21 protein-coding genes are annotated in these 19,967 nt (G+C 62.6%); 10 read left to right on the top strand and 11 right to left on the bottom strand.

Annotated elements, in window-relative coordinates:
- Positions 1–181 precede the first annotated feature (181 nt).
- Positions 182–604, bottom strand: coding sequence for an SgcJ/EcaC family oxidoreductase (locus tag BraRD5C2_RS11600; protein ID WP_223968420.1), 423 nt, complete (start codon positions 602–604; stop codon positions 182–184).
- A 2-nt stretch (positions 605–606) separates the two neighbouring features.
- Positions 607–1,500: an oxidoreductase gene (locus tag BraRD5C2_RS11595; RefSeq protein ID WP_223968418.1), complete on the bottom strand. Its 894-nt coding sequence runs from the start codon at positions 1,498–1,500 to the stop codon at positions 607–609.
- A 164-nt stretch (positions 1,501–1,664) separates the two neighbouring features.
- On the opposite strand from BraRD5C2_RS11595, the gene BraRD5C2_RS11590 reads away from it, so the two are divergent.
- Complete coding sequence (locus tag BraRD5C2_RS11590; protein WP_249788332.1) at positions 1,665–2,225, top strand: TetR/AcrR family transcriptional regulator; 561 nt, start codon at positions 1,665–1,667, stop codon at positions 2,223–2,225.
- 60 nt (positions 2,226–2,285) lie between these two features.
- Here BraRD5C2_RS11590 and BraRD5C2_RS11585 read toward each other — a convergent pair whose 3' ends face one another.
- From BraRD5C2_RS11585 to leuC, 3 genes are read right to left on the bottom strand one after another with little or no spacing between them, the layout of a single operon-like run.
- Positions 2,286–3,608, bottom strand: a complete 1,323-nt coding sequence (locus BraRD5C2_RS11585) for a 2-hydroxycarboxylate transporter family protein (protein ID WP_223968415.1) — start codon at positions 3,606–3,608, stop codon at positions 2,286–2,288.
- Positions 3,609–3,668: 60 nt separating this feature from the next.
- Entirely contained in the window at positions 3,669–4,280 is a 612-nt protein-coding gene (gene leuD / locus BraRD5C2_RS11580; protein ID WP_223968413.1) for a 3-isopropylmalate dehydratase small subunit, read from the bottom strand.
- Positions 4,277–5,683 carry a 3-isopropylmalate dehydratase large subunit gene (gene leuC / locus BraRD5C2_RS11575; RefSeq protein ID WP_223968411.1) on the bottom strand — a complete coding sequence of 469 codons (1,407 nt, stop codon included), beginning with the start codon at positions 5,681–5,683 and terminating at the stop codon, positions 4,277–4,279. Before leuC ends, leuD begins: the two co-directional genes overlap by 4 nt.
- A 113-nt stretch (positions 5,684–5,796) precedes the next feature.
- On the opposite strand from leuC, the gene BraRD5C2_RS11570 reads away from it, so the two are divergent.
- Positions 5,797–6,771 (top strand): LysR family transcriptional regulator, encoded by a 975-nt coding sequence (locus BraRD5C2_RS11570; RefSeq protein WP_223968409.1) that lies wholly within the window; start codon positions 5,797–5,799, stop codon positions 6,769–6,771.
- Positions 6,772–6,902: 131 nt separating this feature from the next.
- Here BraRD5C2_RS11570 and dapD read toward each other — a convergent pair whose 3' ends face one another.
- From dapD to BraRD5C2_RS11555, 3 genes are all read right to left on the bottom strand, one after another.
- The gene (gene dapD, locus BraRD5C2_RS11565) at positions 6,903–7,874 is read right to left on the bottom strand and encodes a 2,3,4,5-tetrahydropyridine-2,6-dicarboxylate N-succinyltransferase (protein WP_223968407.1); all 972 of its coding nucleotides are present in this window, start codon (positions 7,872–7,874) and stop codon (positions 6,903–6,905) included.
- 177 nt (positions 7,875–8,051) lie between these two features.
- Positions 8,052–8,297: a helix-turn-helix domain-containing protein gene (locus tag BraRD5C2_RS11560; protein ID WP_223968405.1), complete on the bottom strand. Its 246-nt coding sequence runs from the start codon at positions 8,295–8,297 to the stop codon at positions 8,052–8,054.
- A gap of 5 nt (positions 8,298–8,302) precedes the next feature.
- Positions 8,303–8,860, bottom strand: coding sequence for a DUF2975 domain-containing protein (locus BraRD5C2_RS11555; RefSeq protein WP_223968403.1), 558 nt, complete (start codon positions 8,858–8,860; stop codon positions 8,303–8,305).
- 134 nt (positions 8,861–8,994) lie between these two features.
- Here BraRD5C2_RS11555 and BraRD5C2_RS11550 point away from each other — a divergent pair, with 134 nt between their 5' ends.
- The 8 genes from BraRD5C2_RS11550 to BraRD5C2_RS11515 all read left to right on the top strand — a co-directional run bounded on the left by BraRD5C2_RS11550 (position 8,995) and on the right by BraRD5C2_RS11515 (position 17,156).
- A complete protein-coding gene (locus BraRD5C2_RS11550; RefSeq protein WP_374707980.1) occupies positions 8,995–9,501 on the top strand; it encodes a DUF2147 domain-containing protein in 507 nt (168 codons plus the stop codon).
- Between the two features lie 362 nt (positions 9,502–9,863).
- The gene (locus BraRD5C2_RS11545) at positions 9,864–10,001 is read left to right on the top strand and encodes a hypothetical protein (protein ID WP_223968399.1); all 138 of its coding nucleotides are present in this window, start codon (positions 9,864–9,866) and stop codon (positions 9,999–10,001) included.
- A gap of 250 nt (positions 10,002–10,251) precedes the next feature.
- Positions 10,252–11,547 (top strand): oxalate/formate MFS antiporter, encoded by a 1,296-nt coding sequence (gene oxlT / locus BraRD5C2_RS11540; RefSeq protein ID WP_223968397.1) that lies wholly within the window; start codon positions 10,252–10,254, stop codon positions 11,545–11,547.
- Between the two features lie 240 nt (positions 11,548–11,787).
- Entirely contained in the window at positions 11,788–13,107 is a 1,320-nt protein-coding gene (gene oxlT, locus BraRD5C2_RS11535; RefSeq protein ID WP_223968395.1) for an oxalate/formate MFS antiporter, read from the top strand.
- Between the two features lie 283 nt (positions 13,108–13,390).
- On the top strand, positions 13,391–13,825 hold the full coding sequence (locus tag BraRD5C2_RS11530) for a CBS domain-containing protein (RefSeq protein WP_223968393.1): 435 nt from the start codon (positions 13,391–13,393) through the stop codon (positions 13,823–13,825).
- Positions 13,826–14,073: 248 nt separating this feature from the next.
- Complete coding sequence (locus BraRD5C2_RS11525) at positions 14,074–15,069, top strand: NAD(P)H-dependent flavin oxidoreductase (RefSeq protein WP_223968391.1); 996 nt, start codon at positions 14,074–14,076, stop codon at positions 15,067–15,069.
- 44 nt (positions 15,070–15,113) lie between these two features.
- On the top strand, positions 15,114–16,106 hold the full coding sequence (locus BraRD5C2_RS11520) for an alpha/beta hydrolase family protein (protein WP_223968389.1): 993 nt from the start codon (positions 15,114–15,116) through the stop codon (positions 16,104–16,106).
- A gap of 81 nt (positions 16,107–16,187) precedes the next feature.
- Positions 16,188–17,156, top strand: coding sequence for a zinc-binding dehydrogenase (locus tag BraRD5C2_RS11515; RefSeq protein ID WP_223968387.1), 969 nt, complete (start codon positions 16,188–16,190; stop codon positions 17,154–17,156).
- A gap of 47 nt (positions 17,157–17,203) precedes the next feature.
- Here BraRD5C2_RS11515 and BraRD5C2_RS11510 read toward each other — a convergent pair whose 3' ends face one another.
- From BraRD5C2_RS11510 to BraRD5C2_RS11500, 3 genes are all read right to left on the bottom strand, one after another.
- Complete coding sequence (locus BraRD5C2_RS11510) at positions 17,204–18,061, bottom strand: DMT family transporter (RefSeq protein WP_223968385.1); 858 nt, start codon at positions 18,059–18,061, stop codon at positions 17,204–17,206.
- A 73-nt stretch (positions 18,062–18,134) separates the two neighbouring features.
- Positions 18,135–18,749, bottom strand: coding sequence for a TetR/AcrR family transcriptional regulator (locus BraRD5C2_RS11505; RefSeq protein WP_223968818.1), 615 nt, complete (start codon positions 18,747–18,749; stop codon positions 18,135–18,137).
- Between the two features lie 400 nt (positions 18,750–19,149).
- Positions 19,150–19,644, bottom strand: coding sequence for a septal ring lytic transglycosylase RlpA family protein (locus tag BraRD5C2_RS11500; protein WP_308444407.1), 495 nt, complete (start codon positions 19,642–19,644; stop codon positions 19,150–19,152).
- Between the last annotated feature and the right edge of the window lie 323 nt (positions 19,645–19,967).

Below are 19,967 nucleotides of genomic sequence, written 5' to 3'. Positions count from 1 at the left end.
TTCGCCGTTGGCGCAAGAACTCTCGCTGCCGCTCTCATGACCGCTTCGGGTCGGAAGCGAACCTGCGCCCCATCTGCATCTTATCTGGGCAAAACAGGCAAACCGCAGCCGTGATTTGCGAGGGGCAGCGGAACTCTAACGGGGAAGCGGAGACACAAATCTGCTTCGCACCCTGAAATAGTCAGGGAGCGCCGGGAGGCGAACGAACGGGCGTGTTCTGGAAGAACAGGATGGCCCATCGGTCGCCGATATCCTGGCATATATAGCTCTGCGTCGCCTGAGGAGGGTTCTCCTGCCCCTGCCTCGCCGGTCCGCCGCTGGTCGCGACGAGATAAAGCGTCTCCGACAGCGGACGGATGTCGACGAGATCAACGAGCAGCCGCGATCCCTGAAGCTCCGTCGCGAAGGGCCGCATGTGAAACTCGGCGATCGCCGCGCGGCCGAGCAGGCGCGAACCGTTGAACGGGACGAAAATCGCGTCCTGCGCGAAGGCCTGCGCCAACCTGTCCGCGTCGTTGGTGGCCCAGGCGGCCTTGATATCGGCGAGCAGTGCGTTGATTGCGTTGCGCGCCCGCTCCTCGCGCGCGTCCGTCTTGCTGCTCATTGTCAACGTTGCCCCTGCTTGCTGGCTGCTGCGATGCTGTCGAGCTGCGCGATCGCCTCGGGCGGCAGTTGCAGGGCGCCGGCTGCAAAATTCTGGTGGAGATGCGCGACCGATGACGTGCCGGCGATCAACAGCACGTTCGGCGCGCGCTGCAGCAACCATGCGAGCGCGACCTGACGGGCCGTTGCCCCGAGGCTTTGCGCGACGCCGTCCAGAATGGGCGAGTTGAGCGGGCGGAATCCGCCCAGGGGGAAAAACGGCACATAGGCGACCTGCCTGGCCGCGAGGTCGTCGATCAAGGCGTCGTCGATGCGATGCGCCAGATTATAGTGGTTCTGCACGCAGACGATGGCGGCGATCCTGCTGCCTTCTTCGAACTGCGCATGGGAAATGTTGCTCAGGCCGATATGGCGGATCAAACCTCGCTGCTGCAATTCGGCCAGCACGGAGAGCGGCGCTTCCACCGAACTGTCGTCGGGGCCAAATTGGCCGCCGAGGCGCAGATTGACGACATCGAGCACATCAAGGCCGAGATTGCGCAGATTGTCGTGCACGGCGTCGATCAATTCCTGCCGGGAGATCGCCTGGGGCCAGGATTTGTCCGGACCCCGGCGCGCGCCGACCTTGGTCACGATGGTGAGGCCGGCGGGGTAAGGGTGCAGAGCTTCCTTGATGATCTGATTGGCGATGTGCGGACCGTAATAGTCGCTCGTATCGATGTGGTTGACGCCGCAGCGGACAGCCTCCCGCAGAACGGCAAGCGCGGCTGAGTGGTCCTTGGGTGGCCCCCATACCATGGGCCCTGTCAACTGCATTGCGCCAAAGCCCATGCGATTGAGCGTCCAGGTGGTGCCGGCGGGCGTGAAGGCGCCGCCTGAGGATATGGTGGTCGTCATCGGATCTCCGATTTCATGAACTTACATATGTTAGCTTACATCCGTTAAGTTTACAGGTCAAGCCGAACGCGCGTAAGGTTACAGGCATCAGCCAAAGGAATCGGATGAAGGCGCGTCAACGGAATGCGAGAGGCGAAGGCGGACAATTGCGCGAGGACATCCTCATGGCCGCCATTACGCTGATCGAAAAAGCCGGCTCATGCGAAGGCGTTTCACTGCGCGCGGTCGCCAAACAGGCCGGCATCGCCGCGCCGTCGGTCTATCCGCACTTCGCCGATCGCGACGCGCTGCTGCTTGCGGTTCTGCAAAAGCTGTTCGATGAACTCGTCGAGCTGCGCACCAAGGCGGAAGAGGCAGCCGGCAGCGGTGCATGGGAGCGCCTGCGTGCCGGCGTCTTCGCCACAGTCCGTTTCGGGCTGGAACGGCCGGGCCATTACAAGATGCTGTACGAAGGCCGCGTGATATCCGGCCTGAGCGATCCGAAAGCAGCAACGTTCGGGCGTGCGATCCAGATCCGCGTGGTGGCGCTGATCAAGGATATCCTCGCGGCGACGCCCGGCCGCGAGGCGGAAGATGCAGAACGGCTGTCACTGCTGCTATGGGCGGCGACCCACGGCGTGATCTCGCTCCAGATCAACAAGCCCACCTTGCGCTGGCCCAAAGCAACAACCCTCGTCGAGGAGCTGATGCGCGCCCTGATCCGGCCAGGCGCGGCTGCAAGCTGAGCAGATGTGGCCTTGGCGGTACAGGTTGTTGCGCCGCCACCACTGCGATGCGGATGACGATCAGGACAGCGCCTTCATCAGCAGGGTCGCGATCACGATCATGATTGCCCCTCCGACCCGTGTCGATATCTGGGCAAAGGCCATCAGCCCCATGCGATCGGCGGCTCCGAGGATGGCGACGTCGCCGGTGCCTCCCAGTCCGGAATGGCATGCCGTCACGACCGCAGCCTCGATCGGATACATGTTCAGCCACTTTCCGACGAAGAACCCGGACGCCGTCATCGCGAGCACGGTCGCGGTGCAGATCGAGATGTACCCGGGATTGAACGACGCGACGAGCTGCTGCCACGACACAAGCAACGCTCCCATCGCGACCAGGATCGCAAAGGTGAGATTGGTCGACATGAACTTGTTGATCTGGTAGGCGCCGAGCTCCACCTCGGCGGGAAGCGTCCTCGTCAGCTTGAGGATGACGGCTGCGATGATCATGAGGATCGGTCCGGGAATGCCGGTGTACGGCGCCAGCACCATGCCGAGCACGAACAGCACGCACGACAGCACGATTCCGGCACCGAGAAGGCCGAGATCGATCGGACGATCGGATCGCGCGGGACCGAGGATGCCTTCATCTCCGGTCTTGACCAGCATGCCCTGACCATTGAGATCCCGTCGCTTCTCGCCCAGCCGCACCAGCAGGCCGGCGGTGACGATGGCAACCACGTTCCCGAGCAACGCCGCGGGAACCATCTGCGCGACAAGGTCGGCCTGCGGCTGATGAAGCATTTCCGAGTAAGCGATGGACAGCGGCAACACGCCTTCCGCCAGACCACCCCCGATGATCGGTATGATCACGAAGAAGAACGTATCCCTCGGGCTGTGACCGAACAGCACGCCGACCGCGATGCCGATCGCGACCGCGCTCAGGGTCCCGATCAGCAGCGGAATGAACATCTTGAGAAAGCCCTGCACCAGGACGCGATGGGGCATCCCCAGGATCGAGCCTGCGACGAGACAGGCGATGAAGAAATACTGAAAGTTGGCCGTACGAAACGTCGTCGTGATGGCCTTGAGTGCGGGCTCGGGCATCAGTCCGTAGCTGACAAGCGCCGCGGGAACGAATAGGCACAAGATCGCCGTGCCGCCGATTTGCTTCAGGACTGGAATGGTCTGACCGAGCTTGCCGAGAAGGAAGCCAAGCAGCATCAGGACGGAAAGGCCGCCGATCACGTCGTTCGGAAGCTTTCCCGAATAGACGGCGACCGCGCAGACAAGCGCAGCGAATAGATAAACCCCGATCGGCAACGGCCCGATCTTCAGTGCGGCAGACGCGGACGAAGCAGGCGAGTCCGTCGCATCGTTGAGCTTAACGGTCGTGTCAGTCAAGAAAGCCTCCCTTGATGGTGTTTTAGTCGTTGAGCGTCACCACGGCGCCCGGCGTCCGGCTCAGAACATCCAGGGATTCTCAGCCCTGTGCCGGGCCTCGAAGGCGCGGATGTCGTCGGCAAAGGCGAGCGTGGAGCCGATCGCATCCCGTCCCGTGAGGAATGCCTCTTTCCTGGCGGCCTCGATCCCGAAGGGCACGCTCCGGCCATCGCCGCCCTCGATCCGGATGGTCTGTTGCTCGAGATCGACGGTGAGGCGGTTGCTTGCCGGATCGGAGACGGCATCGGCGAGAGCGCCGCACGTGGCCGCATCGAGGCTGATCGTGAGCAGGCCGTTGTTGGCGCAATTGTCGTTGAAGATGCCGGCGAACGTCGTGCCGATCAGGGCGCGGATGCCGAGTTGCTGAAGTCCCCATACCGCGTGCTCGCGGCTCGATCCGCAGCCGAAATTCGGACCGACCACAAGGAAAGAGGCGTCGCGGTATCCGTCCCGGTTCAAGACGAAGTCGGGGTTTGGCCTGCCCGCGTTGAAGCGAAGGAGATTGAAAACCCCCTCGCCGAGCCCGCTGCGATCGATCCCCTTGAGGAACATCTTGGGCATGATCACGTCGGTATCGACATTGGGCGTCATCATCGGCGCCGCGGTTCCGGTCACGCAATGGAACGGCGTCATTGCGCACCTTCCTTGATCAGGGCGCGCACGTCGGTGATGCGACCGGTGACGGCCGCAGCCGCGACCATCGCGGGGCTCATTAAATGGGTCCGGGCGCCGGGGCCCTGACGCCCCTCGAAATTGCGGTTGGTCGATGAAGCGGATCGCTGACCCGGCGCAAGAATGTCGTCGTTCATCGCAAGGCACATCGAGCAGCCGGACTGCCGCCACTCGACGCCGGCATCGATCAGGATCTGAGCGATCCCTTCGATTTCGGCCTGCACCCTGACCTGCGTCGAGCCGGGAACGACGATCGCGCGAACACCCGTCGCGACATGACGGCCGCGGAAGACCTTCGCTGCCTCGCGCAGGTCCTCGATGCGGGAATTCGTGCACGAGCCGATGAAGGCGAAATCGATCGGGACCGATTGAATCGGCGTGCCCGCCTGCAACCCCATATAGCTCAAGGCACGGACGGCAGCGGCGTTGTTCTCCGGATCCGGCACCTGACCGGTGACTGCGATCGCCTGATCGGGACTGGTGCCCCACGTCACGACCGGCGCGACCTCTCCGGCGTCGACCGTCATCTCGCGGTCGAACCGGGCGTCGGGATCGGAGCGAAGCTGCAACCAGGCGCGGGCAGCACGGTCCCACATCTCGCCTTTTGGAGCCCGCGGCCGTCCCTCGAGATAATCGAGCACCTTCTGGTCGGGCGCGACGACGACGCCGCGTGCGCCGGCCTCGACGATCATGATCGACATCACGATGCGCCCTTCGACGCTCATGTCGCGCACGGCAGGCCCCGCGAACTCGACCGCATAGCCGGTTGCACCGTCCGCGCCGATGCGCCGGATGATCTCCATGACGATGTCCTTGGACGTGACCCCGAGCGGCAGGTGCCCGGTCACGTTGATGCGCATCGTCTTCAGGCGACGGTAGCGAACCGTCGAGGTCGCCAAATAGTGCTCGATGTCGGAGGTGCCGATCCCGTAGCCGAGCGCGCCGAACGCGCCGTAGGCCGTGGTGTGGCTGTCCCCCGCAGCGATCACCATTCCCGGCATCACCAGGCCCTGCTCCGGCGCCACGACGTGCTCGATGCCCTGCCGGGGATCCATGATGTCGAAATACTCGATGCCGAAATCGCGCGCGTTCTCGGCGAAATAGTCGACCTGCCGCGCCGCGTCGACGTCGGGCATCTCCCGTGTTCGCCGCGCCGCGGTCGGATTGACATGGTCGACGACCATGAGGGCCGCCGACGGATTCCAGACCCTGCGCCCGGCGGCGCGCAATCCTGCGAAAGCCTGCGGACTGGTGTACTCGTTGAGCACCGTGCGATCGACGTAGAGCAGAACGAGACCGTCGTCGTCGATCCGCCGCACCACATGCGCGTCGACCAGCTTGTCGTAGAGCGTGCGCCCCGGCATTCCGCCTCCCGAATGGAAAATCTGACTTTCAGCGAGGGTGCAGGCCGGGGTTCTGGAAATCCAATGTCACGTCATGATATGATTATGCAGAATTTGCATAAGCAAGCCGGATCATGGAAATCAATTGGCTGCACGACTTCATTGCGGTGGCGACGGCGCGCAGCTTTTCGCGCGCCGCGGAGGAACGAAATTCGTCGCAACCTGCGCTCAGCCGGAGAATCAAGGCACTGGAGCTATGGGCCGGCGCTGCACTGTTCGAACGCACGACACATGTCGTGCATCTCACCCCTGCCGGCGAAGCTTTCCGCCTGACGGCTGAAGACATCGTGCGGCGGCTCGCCGCCGGCCGGCTCGAAGCGCAAGAGCTGGCGCGCGGCTCGTCCGATGCCCTGAAGTTCGCATCGACCAATGCGCTGTCGTTGACCTTCTTCCCGGATTGGCTTCGGCAGATCGAGATGGCGCTTTCCTTTGTGCCGAACGTCCAGCTCGTCGCCAACCATATGGAGGCCTGCGAGCGCATGCTGCTTGCGGGCGAAGTCCATTTCCTGCTTTGCCATCATCATGCGGCTGCTGCGACTACGCTGACGAATTCGCATTTCCTGTCGATTCACGTCGGCAATGATCGCCTGATACCGGCCTCCGTACCGGGCTCGAAGTCGGGCAAGGCTCCTCGATTCAGATTGCCCGGAACCAGCTCTGCGCCCGTGACATTCCTGAGCTTCAAGACCGAGTCGGGCATGGGAAGAATTCTGGATGCCGTCCGCTCGGCATCGCCGCTGCAAGCGCATTTGAAGCCGGCATTCACCTCGCACCTCGCAAAACTCCTCGTCACGATGGTGCAAGCCGGCCGCGGGATGGCCTGGCTTCCGGAGAGCCTCATCACCGACCAGCTTGCGTCGGGCGAGCTGGTCGCGGCGGGCAGCCCGGAATGGAATATCCCGATTGAGATCCGGGTGTTTCGTCCGCGATCGCGGCTGACGCCCGCGGCAGAGGCGTTCTGGAAGCACGTTCAGGAGCGCCCGGCCCGGAATCGCGACGTCAGGGTCGCTCGCTTGCGCCGCGGTCGGTCAAAGGGCGCGCACCCATAAACCTTCGTCGATGTCGGGTTCGACCCGACACCGACCGCCTTTCTGCGATGACAACAAATGTCACGATGGACCAGAAGGCGACATCGCCGACGCGCCACAATTGTCGCCGGCGACTTCTTCGATTGAACTGCCTAGCCGTGCAGTTGCGAGTTGAGGCCGCCCCAATTGGGTGTACGTCGGGTTGCCTCAAGAGCGCCGCTCTGGGAATTACGACGGAATAGAAGGCCCTTCTGGCCCGAGAGTTCTTTGGCTTTCAATACTCGGCCATCTTCCAAAAGGATGCGCGCGCCGGCCGTGACATAACAGCCCGCTTCGACGATACAATCGTCACCCAACGCAATGCCGATACCGGCGTTGGCTCCGATCAGACAGCGCTCGCCGACTGTAATCCTCTCTTTCCCTCCTCCGGACAGAGTGCCCATGATCGACGCTCCGCCACCAACGTCGCTGCCGCTTCCGACAACCACACCGGCGCTTATCCGGCCTTCGACCATGCAGGGACCGAGCGTGCCCGCATTGAAATTGCAAAAGCCTTCATGCATGACGGTCGTGCCCGGAGCCAGGTAAGCCCCAAGCCTTACGCGATCCGCATCTGCAATTCTCACGTCCGCTGGCGTCACATAATCAGTCATGCGCGGAAACTTGTCGACGCCGGTCACCTCAAACGCAACGGCACGCCTTCGCGCTAAGATGCGCGCTTCCGATACACGAGAGCATTCACAGGGACCGAGCGTCGTCCAGGCGACGTTGGGTAACAGACCGAAGATTCCTTCAAGGTTCATGCAATTGGGCTGGACGAGCCGGTGGCTCAGGAGATGGAGGCGAAGATATGCGTCGTGCACGTCAGTCGGCGCAGATGCAAGGGAGTCAATTTCTGTACGAATGGCAACGATATCGACATTGCGAATGTCGTCGTGTCGCGCATATCCGTCTGCCGACTCGCCCAACGATCTGCTGATCTCGTCGCTCGCCAGCCGTACCGTTGCCGCTTTGCCGCTCTCCGCAACGAGGCGTAGCTGAAGAAACCAGGAATCCAACACGCGACCATCAGCGGCAATCGTCGCAAATCCCTCGCCGCTCGCGCCCCTCAGCTCCATCGCCATTTGGATGTCTCCCACTACGATCCTGCACGTGGAGCATACGCGAGCGCTCGTAAAAATGGCAACTTCCGGGCTTTCAGACACGTCTGCTTTGGATCATTTTCGACGGATTCATCTGGGATCTGTCAGTTTGGCTGCACCCCGCCGGCAATGCCGTGACGCGACCGATCGCGCGCCGGATCAGCCGCCCTCGCCGGCATCGGCCTCGCCCTCATCACCCGGCACGTACTCCAGAATATCTCCCGGCCGGCAGTCCAGTTCGCGACAGATCGCCGACAGCGTCGAGAAGCGCATCGCCTTGGCCTTGCCGGTCTTCAGGATCGACAGATTTTGAATCGAGATGCCGATCGCGTCCGCGAGGTCTCCGAGGCGGCGCTTGCGCTTTGCGAGCATGACATCGAGGTTCACCACGATGGGCACCGGCATTCACCTCAGATCGTGAGCTCGTTTTCGGACTGCAGCAGGATGGCGTGTTCGAGCACGAATTTCAGCGCCATCAGGAAAACCCCGCCCGCGATGGTGCCGACGTCGACGTTGTAGCTCGGCAGGAAGAACTTGATGTCGCCGGTTCGATACAAGACATAAAGCACCGCATTGGTCGTGATCGTATCGACGAACGGCCAGACCACCAGAAAGATCCCCATCCACCACACCCCCTGCAGCGTTTCGGACGCGAAGATCCGCCCGTTGGCGAATCGGTTGACCATGCGATGAAGGATGCCGATCAGCACGGCGTAAAACGATACCCCAAGCGCGAACAGCGACCAGAACAGCACCTGGCCCATGGTCGACATGGTCAGCGGGTTGGCGACGATGCTGGCGCACTTCGCCTGCTCGCCGCTGAGGCTTTCGGCGATCGCGCCCGCGGCAGTCGTAGTCCGGTAATAGGCCAGCCACAGCACCACAGGCAGCGCGGCCCAGATCGCCCAGAACGCCCAATCGAGCCGGCGAAACCAAAGCTGGCGCTGCTCGCGAACCGACTTCCTCATTGCACCCATCCGAATAATTTTTTGCCCTGCAGGCCGTTACGGCCTGAAAGCATCATGCTGCGGTAATGTTGTTGACTCAACCTTAAACGTGATTTATTTCATGCTTATCATGAAATTTTTCATGAAGAAGGTGTATGATGACGTTACCCCCAGATATTAACGGCCTCCCCAGGGCCCTGAAACAGCTGATCCGCGCTCACCTCACGCGCCGCCTGATCGTGGCCGCGTTCCACATTCCGCTGCTCGGCAGCGCCGCCGATGCCGCCAAAGCCACTGACAAGGCCAGCGATCCGGCCGGCGTCTGGCTGACCCAGTCCGGTGACGCCAGGATCAAGGTCCAGCGCTGCGGCAGCGCGCTGTGCGGCCGCGTCGTCTGGCTGAAAGAGCCGACCGACAAGGCCACCGGCAAGCCGCAGCGCGACGACAAGAATGCCGATCCTACGCAGCGGACCCGGCCGGTGATGGGCATCTCGCTCTTCATCAACATGCAGCCCGCAGGCTCGAACAAATGGGCGGGCAGGATCTACAACGCCGATGACGGCAAGATCTATGAAAGCTCGGTGACACTGGTTTCGTCGGGCACGCTGAACGTTCGCGGCTGCATGGGAACGCTATGCGCGGGCGAAGACTGGACGCGGTGAAGGGATCTGGCCCCGACCCTTCATCGGCCAAGAAGAAAAGCAAACCCAGTCACTCAAGGCCGCCCCGTTTGGGCGGCCTTTCTTTATGACGCAGCGACGGCGGCGGTCGGGCCGCATCGAAGGGTACGCGCAAGAGCAGCAGGATTGCTGATCTGGTGAAGGCCCGATTGCCCAGGCTTTGCCGCTGCTTCAGACCGTTCTCCCCTTCAATCTGGGATGCCAGTCGGTCCGCTTTGTTGCATTGCACCATTGTCCATGCTGCCATGCAAACAAATCCGTTGTCCCTGGCATCTGGTATACATAGTTTGGCTGCAGATGATGAGCCGGCCCGTTGCTGGCCCTGCAGTTGAAAGGGGACACCAATGTCCAAGACTACCGCAATCGCGTTCGCGCCCTCCTCGACCCTGTTCGGCCGCCTGATGGCCACGATCGATCGCCTGCTGATGAAGAGCGCGGAGATCGCGAACCGCAATGGCGACCTGCCGCGCTTCGGCCTCTGAGGCCTGCGCGCGCTGCACCGAGACTGTTTCGCGCAAGACGCGATCTGACATTGAACCTTCGACCAATGGCCCCGATTTTCGGGGTCATTTTTTTTGCGCGCTGAATTACTCTCACTGCGGTGACCGCCTTCAGTCCTCTGCGGCATATGCGCACGCGACCTCTGCGACAGCTTGAACCTTGGCATATCAAATACCAAGATGACCGAGCCGCGCCACAAGCAGAATGACAAAGCGCGCACTGGGAGGATGAATGTCGGACATGGTTCAGGCAACTGCGGCCCCCGCGGCCGCGCGTGTCAGCGATACCTATCGCTGGACGCAACTTGCGATCGGCGTCGCCGCGATGGTGATGATCGCAAACTATCAATACGGGTGGACATTCTTCGTCCCCGACATCCAGAAGAAGTTTGGATGGGATCGCGCATCGATCCAGTGGGCCTTCACGCTGTTTGTGTTGTTCGAGACCTGGCTGGTGCCGGTCGAGGGCTGGTTCGTCGACAAATACGGTCCGCGCCTCGTCGTGCTGATCGGCGGCATTCTCTGCGCGATCGGGTGGGCGATCAACGCGCATGCGACCTCGCTGAACGGCTACTATCTCGGCATGATCGTCGCCGGCATCGGCGCCGGCGGCGTCTACGGCACCTGCGTCGGCAACGCGCTGAAATGGTTTCCCGACAAGCGCGGACTTGCGGCGGGCATCACTGCAGCCGGTTTCGGCGCAGGGTCCGCACTGACGGTTGCGCCAATCCAGGCGATGATCAAGGACTCCGGCTTCCAGACCACCTTCCTCTATTTCGGCCTCGGCCAGGGCATCATCATCGTGCTGCTCGCCTTCTTCCTGCTCGCGCCGAAGGCCGGACAGGTGCCGGCCGTCGTGGCCAATGCCAACATCATCCAGACCCGGCGCAACTATCAGCCGACCGAAGTGCTGCGGCAGCCGATCTTCTGGCTGATGTACTTCATGTTCGTGATCGTCGGCGCCGGCGGCCTGATGGTGACGGCGAACCTGAAGCCGATCGCGGTCGACTGGAAGGTCGACAGTGTGCCGGTCACGCTGATGGCGGTGACGATGACCGCGGTGACCTTCGCGGCCACCATCGACCGCGTCCTCAACGGTCTGACGCGTCCGTTCTTCGGCTGGATCTCCGACATGATCGGCCGCGAGAACACGATGTTCATCGCCTTCGGCATGGAAGGCTTCGGCATCTGGATGCTCTATCTGTGGGGCCACGACCCGGTCTGGTTCGTGCTGCTCTCGGGCTTCGTGTTCTTTGCCTGGGGCGAGATCTATTCGCTGTTCCCCTCGACCTGCACCGACACGTTCGGCGCCAAGTTCGCGACGACCAATGCCGGTCTGCTCTACACCGCGAAGGGCACCGCGGCGCTATTGGTGCCGATCGCCAACTACATGCAGCAGTCGTCGGGCCATTGGGACAACGTGTTCATCATCGCAGCCGGCGCCAACATCCTTGCCTCGCTGCTTGCGATCGCCGTGCTCAAGCCTTGGCGGAAAATCGTGGTCGAGAAATCGGCGGCGACGGCTTAAGCAACGCGCCACTCTTCGACTGACGAAAGCGCCCGGTCAAACGCCGGGCGCTTTCATTTTGCGGCATCGATCGCAAACCCAAATCAGCCCAAAGTATGCCAGTTTTGCTGCGACGCAGCAGAAAGATAGGCTTGCTTTCTGGAATATAGTATACCAACCTCGCGCCAAGCGCTTGCGACGATACGCCACAAGAATTGCGACACTGGGTCACTACAAGACCGGCGCGCTCGGGAGGATTTGATGGTTTCCAGCAATGCTGCCGTAACACAAGCACAACCTTCGTCCAGTGGCTTCCGCTGGCTTCAACTCGCCATGGGCATCGTCTGCATGGCGATGATCGCGAACCTGCAATATGGCTGGACGCTGTTCGTCGATCCGATCGACGGCGCGCATCACTGGGGCCGCGCAGCGATCCAGTTCGCCTTCACGATCTTCGTGGTGACGGAGACCTGGCTGGTGCCGGTCGAGGCCTGGTTCGTCGACAAATACGGCCCGCGGGTCGTCATCATGTTCGGCGGCGTCATGATCACGCTGTCCTGGGTGCTGAACTCCTACGCGGATTCACTCACCCTGCTCTACGCCGCGGCGGTCGTCGGCGGCATCGGCGCCGGCTCGGTGTACGGCACCTGTGTTGGCAATGCGCTGAAATGGTTTCCCGATCGCCGCGGCCTCGCCGCCGGCGCAACCGCGGCGGGCTTCGGCGCAGGTGCTGCGCTGACCGTGGTGCCGATCGCCAACATGATCGCCTCGAGCGGCTACCAGACCGCGTTCTTCGATTTCGGCATCGGGCAAGGCCTGATCGTGTTCCTGCTCGCCTTCTTCATCCAGAAGCCCGCGGTGACGATCCCGCCGAAGAAGAAGCAGCTCAACCTGCCGCAGACCAAGATCGACTTCACGCCGCCGCAGGTGCTGCGCAGCCCGATCTTCTGGGTGATGTATCTTGTGTTCGTGATGGTCGCCTCCGGCGGCCTGATGGCGGCCGCGCAGATCGCGCCGATCGCGCACGACTACAAGATCGCCACCACGCCGGTCTCGCTCGCCGGCTTCCAGATGGCCGCGCTGACCTTTGCGATCTCGCTCGACCGCATCTTCGACGGGTTCGGGCGGCCGTTCTTCGGCTGGGTCTCCGACAATATCGGCCGCGAGCACACGATGTTCATCGCGTTCGGCACCGGCGCGCTGATGCTGCTGACGCTGTCCACCTGGGGCCACAACCCGCTGGTGTTCGTGCTGGCCACTGCAGTCTATTTCGGGGTGTTCGGCGAGATCTACTCGTTGTTCCCGGCGACCTCCGGCGACACCTTCGGCTCGAAGTATGCGACCACCAACAACGGCATGCTCTACACCGCGAAGGGCACCGCTGCGCTGTTGGTGCCGGCCGCCAGCATCGTTGCCGCCAGCTATGGCTGGCAGGCCGTGTTCGTGATCGCGGTCGCCCTCAACGCCACCGCGGCGCTGATGGCGCTGTTCGTGATCAAGCCGATGCGCCGCGCCTTCATCAACGGCAACGAGGCTGCCGCCGCCGCGGCCGAAACCGCGACGAATGCCAAGACGGCTTGATATGTCGACTTGAAATGCCCGCCTGATTTCGGGACTGACTGTGAACTGATCGAGGCGCACTTCGGTGCGCCTCTTTTGTTTTGACCCAACAGGGATGCCAGATACCGCAGGTGCCCGGGAGCCGTGGACGGCCAGCCCGCTCAGGCCAGGTCACAATCGTCTGAAACGTCAGCGACTCTGCCTATTTCGGTTGTTCGCAGGTGGTAGATTTCTGTGACGGCCGCGTTGACAATTGGCATTTTGTATACCAGAATCCTGTCAACGATAAACCAAGGAGGTTGCCATGCAAGTCGGAGATATCCTGCGCAAGAAGACCCCTCGCGTCGCCACGGTTCGCATGAACGAGACGGTCGCGATCGCCGCGCAATTGATGCGCGCCAGCAATATCAGCGCGCTCGTGGTCAAGGATGTCGTTCGCACCGAGGGCAACACCGCCGTCGGCATGTTCACCGAGCGCGACGTGGTGCGCGCGATTGCCGAGCACGGCGCGGCCGGCGCCAGCATGAAGGTCTCGCAGCTCGTCTCGGTGCAGCAGCTGGTGTCGTGCACCTCGAGCGACACGCTCGAGCACATCCGTCATCTCATGACCAAGCACCACATTCGCCACGTGCCCGTGATCGACGATTACAGCCTGATCGGCGTCGTCAGCATGCGCGACATCGCGGCCGCGTTCGACGAGGAAACCTCCGCGTTGAACAAGCAAGCCGTGCCGGCGTAACAGGCATCTCGATTGCCGCTGCTCTCGGCCAGGCGCTGTGTATTTGGTTCAACGGCGCCTGAGCAATTGACTGAAACTTTCGGCCCCGTCCTCACCTGACCTCCGCGCCCCGTCATTTCCGCATGGGCGCGCCGCAGGTCGCCGGTAGACATTTGCCGGACAGGACTGCATCCTTCCCTCGACATCCAAAAACAACACCGCGCGCGGCCGTCCGCGTCGCGGAAAATTCTGATGGAAACGAGGGCAGAATGATCAAGACACGCTTCACCGAAATGTTCGGCGTCGACCACCCGATCGTGCAGGGCGGCATGCAGTGGGTCGGGCGCGCGGAGCTGGTTGCCGCCGTCGCCAATGCCGGCGCGCTCGGCATGATCACCGCGCTGACGCAGCCGACGCCGGACGATCTGCGCAAGGAAATCGCGCGCTGCCGCGAGCTGACCGACAAGCCGTTCGGCGTCAACCTGACCATCCTGCCCGCGATCAAGCCGCCGCCTTACGCCGAGTATCGCCAGGCCATCATCGAGAGCGGCATCAAGATCGTCGAGACCGCCGGCAACAAGCCGCAGGAACATGTCGACGAGTTCAAGCGACACGGCGTCAAGGTGGTGCACAAGTGCACCAGCGTCCGCCACGCGCTGTCCGCCGAGCGGATGGGCGCCGACGCGATCTCGATCGACGGCTTTGAATGCGCCGGCCATCCCGGCGAGGACGACACCCCCGGCCTGATCCTGATTCCGGCTGCCGCCGACAAGGTGAAGATCCCGATGATCGCCTCGGGCGGCTTCGGCGATGCCCGCGGCCTCGTCGCAGCGCTGGCGCTCGGCGCCGAAGGCATCAACATGGGCACGCGCTTCATGTGCACCAAGGAGAGCCCGATCCATCAGCTGGTGAAGGAGCGCATCGTCGCCAATGACGAGCGCGAGACCGAGCTGATCTTCCGCACCATGCGCAACACCTCGCGCGTCGCCAGGAATGCGATCTCGACCAAGGTCGTGCAGATGGAGAAGGAAGGCGCCAAGTTCGAGGACGTCCGCGAGCTGGTCGCCGGCGCCCGCGGCAAGATGGTCTACGCGACCGGCGATGCCGACGAAGGCATCTGGTCGGCCGGCCAGGTGCAGGGCCTGATCCACGATATTCCGTCCTGCGCCGAACTGATCTCGCGCATCGTGAGCGAGGCGGAAGCGATCATCCGCGAACGTCTGGACCGCATGACCTCTATCGGCAAGCGCCAGGCCGCGGAATAACCGTCATTGGTCCTCACAACAGTCGGCTTGCAACGGGAGTTCGCATGCGTCTGTTCAAGGCGGCCGTTGCAGCCGCGCTCTGCCTGTCGGCCGCGTGTGCACACGCGGCCGGTCTCCGGCTCATCAAGGTGCAGTCCGACGGCGCCCCGCCGATGCAGATCGCGGTGTGGTCGCCATGCGCCGCGCCCGCGGGCGAGGTCAAGCTCAAGACCTCGACGCTGCCCGGAACGGAGGACTGCCCTGTCGTCGGCGAGAAGCTGCCGCTGGTCCTGATCTCGCACGGTTTCGGCGGCAGCTTCACCGGACATCACGACACCGCCGAGACGCTGGCCGATGCCGGCTTCGTCGTGGTCGCCGTCAATCATCCCGTTGATAGCGGTGCAGGCGACATGACGCGAGCCGATACGCTGGCCGCGCTGGTCGAGCGCTCCGCCGACATCAAGCGGGCGATCGACTACATGCTCGGCGCCTGGTCGGATCGCACCAAGCTCGACCCCGGCAAGATCGGCTTCTTCGGCTTTTCCCGTGGCGGCTACACCGGCCTCGTCGTCGCCGGCGCCAAGCCGGACATCAGCAAGGCCACCGCGTTCTGCGACGTGCCCTATCGCAAGCCGAGCTGCGAGGAATTGCAACGCAACGAGCTTCCGGCGCAGGCTGTGGTGCATGACCCGCGCGTCAAGGCGATGGTGATTGCCGATCCGGCGTTCGCTCCGCTGTTCGATCGCGACGCCTTGAAGGACGTGACGATCCCGACGCAGCTCTGGGCCTCCGAGCTTAGCGGCGACGACAAGATCACCGAAATCAATCCCGGCTACGTCACGGCGATCAACGAGGGCCTGCCGATCAAGACCGACTATCACTTGGTCCACAATGCCGGACATTTCGTGTTCCTGGTGCCCTGCTCCGATAGCCTGGCCGCCCGCCTGCCGAAGATCTGCACGGACCGGCCGGGCTTCGATCGCGTCGCGTTCCACAAGGAATTGAACGCTGACATCCTCGCCTTCTTCCGCAAAGAGCTGGACGTCCACCAGCCCTGACCTCACATCACCAAGCGCGCGACGTGTCCCAAGAGACCTGACGCAAGACACGCCTCGGCCAACATAGCCGGAGAGAACGATATGAAAGCTTACGTGTACGGAGCCAACGGCCCCGAAATCGCCGACGTCGCCAAGCCCGTGCCGAAGGGCACGCAGGTGCTGGTCAAGGTTCACGCCTGCGGGCTGAACCGCGCCGATCTCGGCATGACCAAGGGCCACGCCCATGGCGCGGCCGGCGGCGTCGGCACCGTGCTCGGCATGGAATGGGCCGGCGAGGTCGCCGAGCTCGGCCCCGACGCCAGGGGTATCAAGGTCGGCGACAAGATCATGGGCTCCGGCGGCGCGGCGTTCGCCGAATACACACTCGCCGATCACGGCAGGCTGTTCCGTAGCCCATCGAACATGAACTTCGACGAGGCCGCCACCCTGCCCGTCGCGCTCGCCACCATGCACAATGCCGTCGTCACCAATGGCGCGTTGCAGGCGGGCCAGACCGTGCTGATCCAGGGCGCGAGCTCCGGCGTCGGCCTGATGGCGATGCAGATCGCGAAGCTCAAGGGCGCCAAGCTCGTGGTGGGATCCTCGACCGATGCGATGCGCCGCGGCCGCTTGACGGAATTCGGCGCCGATCTCGCCGTGGACTCGAAGGATCCCGGCTGGGTCGATCAGGTGTTGCAGGCAACCAACGGCGAAGGCGTCGATCTGATCGTCGATCAGATTTCCGGACCGGTCGCGAACCAGAACCTCAAGGCGACCAAGGTCAAGGGCCGCATCGTCAATGTCGGCCGGCTCGGCGGCACCCACGGCGACTTCAATTTCGACCTGCATGCGGCGCGCCGCATCCAGTACATCGGCGTCACCTTCCGCACCCGCTCGATCGAGGAGATCAGAGAGATCTTCGACGAGGTGCGCAAGGACATCTGGCCCGCAGTCGAGGCGCGCAAGCTGCAGCTGCCGATCGACCAGGTCTACAAATTCGCCGACATCGGCAAGGCGTTCGAGCACATGGAAGCCAACAAGCACCTCGGCAAGATCGTGGTGACGCTGTAGCCAAATACTCCACTCTGTAGGATGGGTAGAGCGAAGCGAAACCCATCCTACGCCCTTGCACTCGGCCTTACCTGCGTGATGGCGACGCCGGAGATCGCGAGCAGCCCGCCGACAACCAATTTCGGCGTCACGCGTTCGCCAAGGAACATCACGCTCGAGATCAGGGCGAACACCGGAAGCAGCAGACCGAACGGCGCGACGCGGCCCATCGAGCAACGGGCGATCAGCCAGAACCACAGGCCAAAGCCGACAATGCCACCGATGAAGATGGTGTAGGCGAGCGCCAGCCAACCGTGTTGGTCCGCCGTGCCAAGGCTCGCCAGCTGTCCATATTCAAGCAGCAACGACATCAACATCACCTGCGGCACGGTGAGTAGCGACGACCAGCCCATCAACATCAGGGGATCAAACGGGCCGTAGCGTTTCGTCAAGACGTTGGACACCGCGAACGCGAACGCCGCCCCGACCACAAGCAGCAGCGGAAGCGCGTTGGTCGACAGCCCCGGCCCCGCTGCCAACACCACCACGCCGGCGAATGCAAGCACCACTCCGGCTGACGTGACGAGCGACGGCCTCTCCGCGAGCAACGGCCAGGCCAACAGGACGGTGAAAGGCGGCGCGAGTTGATATGCGACAGCCGATATGCTTCCCGAGCCGAGCCCAAGACCAACATAGAACAGCCCGAAGTTCAGTCCACCAAGGAAAAGCGAAATGGCCGCGATAGGGCCGAACTGTTGACGCGTGGGCCTCTTGACGAACGGAACAAGCAGCAGCGCGATCGCCAGGAAGCGCAGTGCGAGGAAGAACAGCGGCGGAAACTCCGTGACGCCCACCTTGATGGCGACGAACTGAAGACCCCAGAGCAAGGGAACGGCCACTGCGCAGACGATCTGGATGGCAGACATGGCATCATTCCTTTCAAGACCAATCAGTCCAAATATGGGCGCACCAATAGCGAAGGCGTCCATGGGTTATTGTTTATCTGATGAAGCGATCGAGAAGCGCGTCAGCGGTGGTTTGCCACGTGATCCGTGTCTGTGCCGTTTTGGCGACCACTCGTAACCCCCAAACGAAACAGACGAGAATTCGGGCGGCGCTTGCAGGCTCGACGCCATCGGCCAATCTGCCCGCCGCCTCCGCGCGGGACAGCGCGTCCGCCAACCTGGCTTCCATGGTTTTGAAAAAACCCGCGATGCGACGACCAGCCTCAGCATCCTGCCCGGCCAGTTCCATGGCTGTCGCCACCAGCAGGCATCCGCGCCGGCCATTGGCGCCGCTGGCACGCTCGACGTAACCGGCAAGGTAGGCCCGCAGGCCGGCGACCGGCTCTCCGCGAGGGGCGAGTTCAACATCCATCCGCGTCTGGGCATCGGCAATGTAGCGATCGAGCGCGCGCAGGAACAGCGAGTGCTTGTCACCGAAAGCGGCGTAAAGGCTGCCGCGCGAGAGTTTCGTCGCACGCAGCAAGTCCGGCAGCGCCGTGGCGTGATAGCCGCGCGACCAGAACACATCCATCGCGCGTTCGACGGCGGCTTCGACGTCGAAACTTCGGGGACGGCCACGGGGCGACTGCACGGGGGCTTGGCGGCTCATTGTCAATATATAGACCGATCGGTCTTTAAGTTGCAAGTCATCGCTTTGGGCACGGGCGCGGCAGAGCTGGCGGGATTCGTCGGTGCTTTGGCGACATCGCGACGCGATGCCAACCTAGATCAGCGATTTCGGGTTCAATTGAACCGGAAAAGCCGGCCGCCGTCACGCCCGGCTTCATATCCTCGTTGCGCGGCGATCTGATGCGAGCACCCTGCGGTGAAAAGGAGAGAGCCATGACGACGGCTTCCACGACCATCGTTAGACCTTCGCTCCACCACGTGACGATGAAAACCAGCCGCCTCGACCAGTTGTCCGTTCCTGGTCGGGCATAGAGTGGGTAGCGCGTAGAGCGGATCAGCGAAGCGTAACCCGCCCTCGCGCGCTCTTTGCCGTGCAATATTCAGCCGACCGGTCCCGGAGTCCAATAATCCCCCGCAAGCGGGCTAACTTTTACGTCGCTAATGACTCCGAGCTCCAGGCTTGGATCGAAATAGCGCATCGTTCGCTCATTGAGATCAATGATGCGGCCGGGCCGTAGTGGCCCCACGTCATTTATCTTCACGATGGCCTTCTTGCCTACAGCCTCGACGAGGGCATATTTCGGCCTCGCGCCAAATTGGACCCCACCAAACTTCCGACGCAGACTTGTCTTGATGGCAGCCGCCCAGACCGAGCGATCATAGCGCTCGCCGGAGGCTGTGCTCGGACCGCCCTCCTCCTTGCCGGGCTCGAACGGATTGTACGTGGATGCTGCGCCGACGATCGCATCTCCACAAGCAGCATTGACGACATCGCTTGAATGAACTGCACCGATTTCACTTCCAGAAGCGCGGCCAAAAATGGCGAGCGCAACTACGGCGCCGCAGACTGCGGCGCTCGAGCCGAACAGCATCATGACTCCTTGACTGATTTTTCTCGATCGTTCGGTTCCCGATTCCGCAAACATGGTCGAGTGAACGCGGAGGCGCTAACTCTGGGCAATTCTTTGCGGATTCGTGCCATTTCCGGCGACGGAACCATTGTGGGAACCGCGGCGGTCCCACACAGTGTTTTTAATTCTCGCCCGACTAAGACAGAGATTGCGTCAGCAGCATGACTGAACAGAACTTCTTCGACGGCGCGTCAACAGTGTATCGGCGCCACCTTCCGTACCCGCTCGCTCTAGGAGATCCGCGAGGTCTTCGACGCGGTGTGCAAGGACATCTGGCCCGCGGTCGA

This window comes from Bradyrhizobium sp. RD5-C2 (assembly GCF_019972155.1).
In the GTDB taxonomy this organism is placed as follows: domain Bacteria; phylum Pseudomonadota; class Alphaproteobacteria; order Rhizobiales; family Xanthobacteraceae; genus Bradyrhizobium.
The sequence above is the reverse complement of the archived record's forward strand: the minus strand, read 5'-3'. Positions and strand labels throughout refer to the sequence as shown.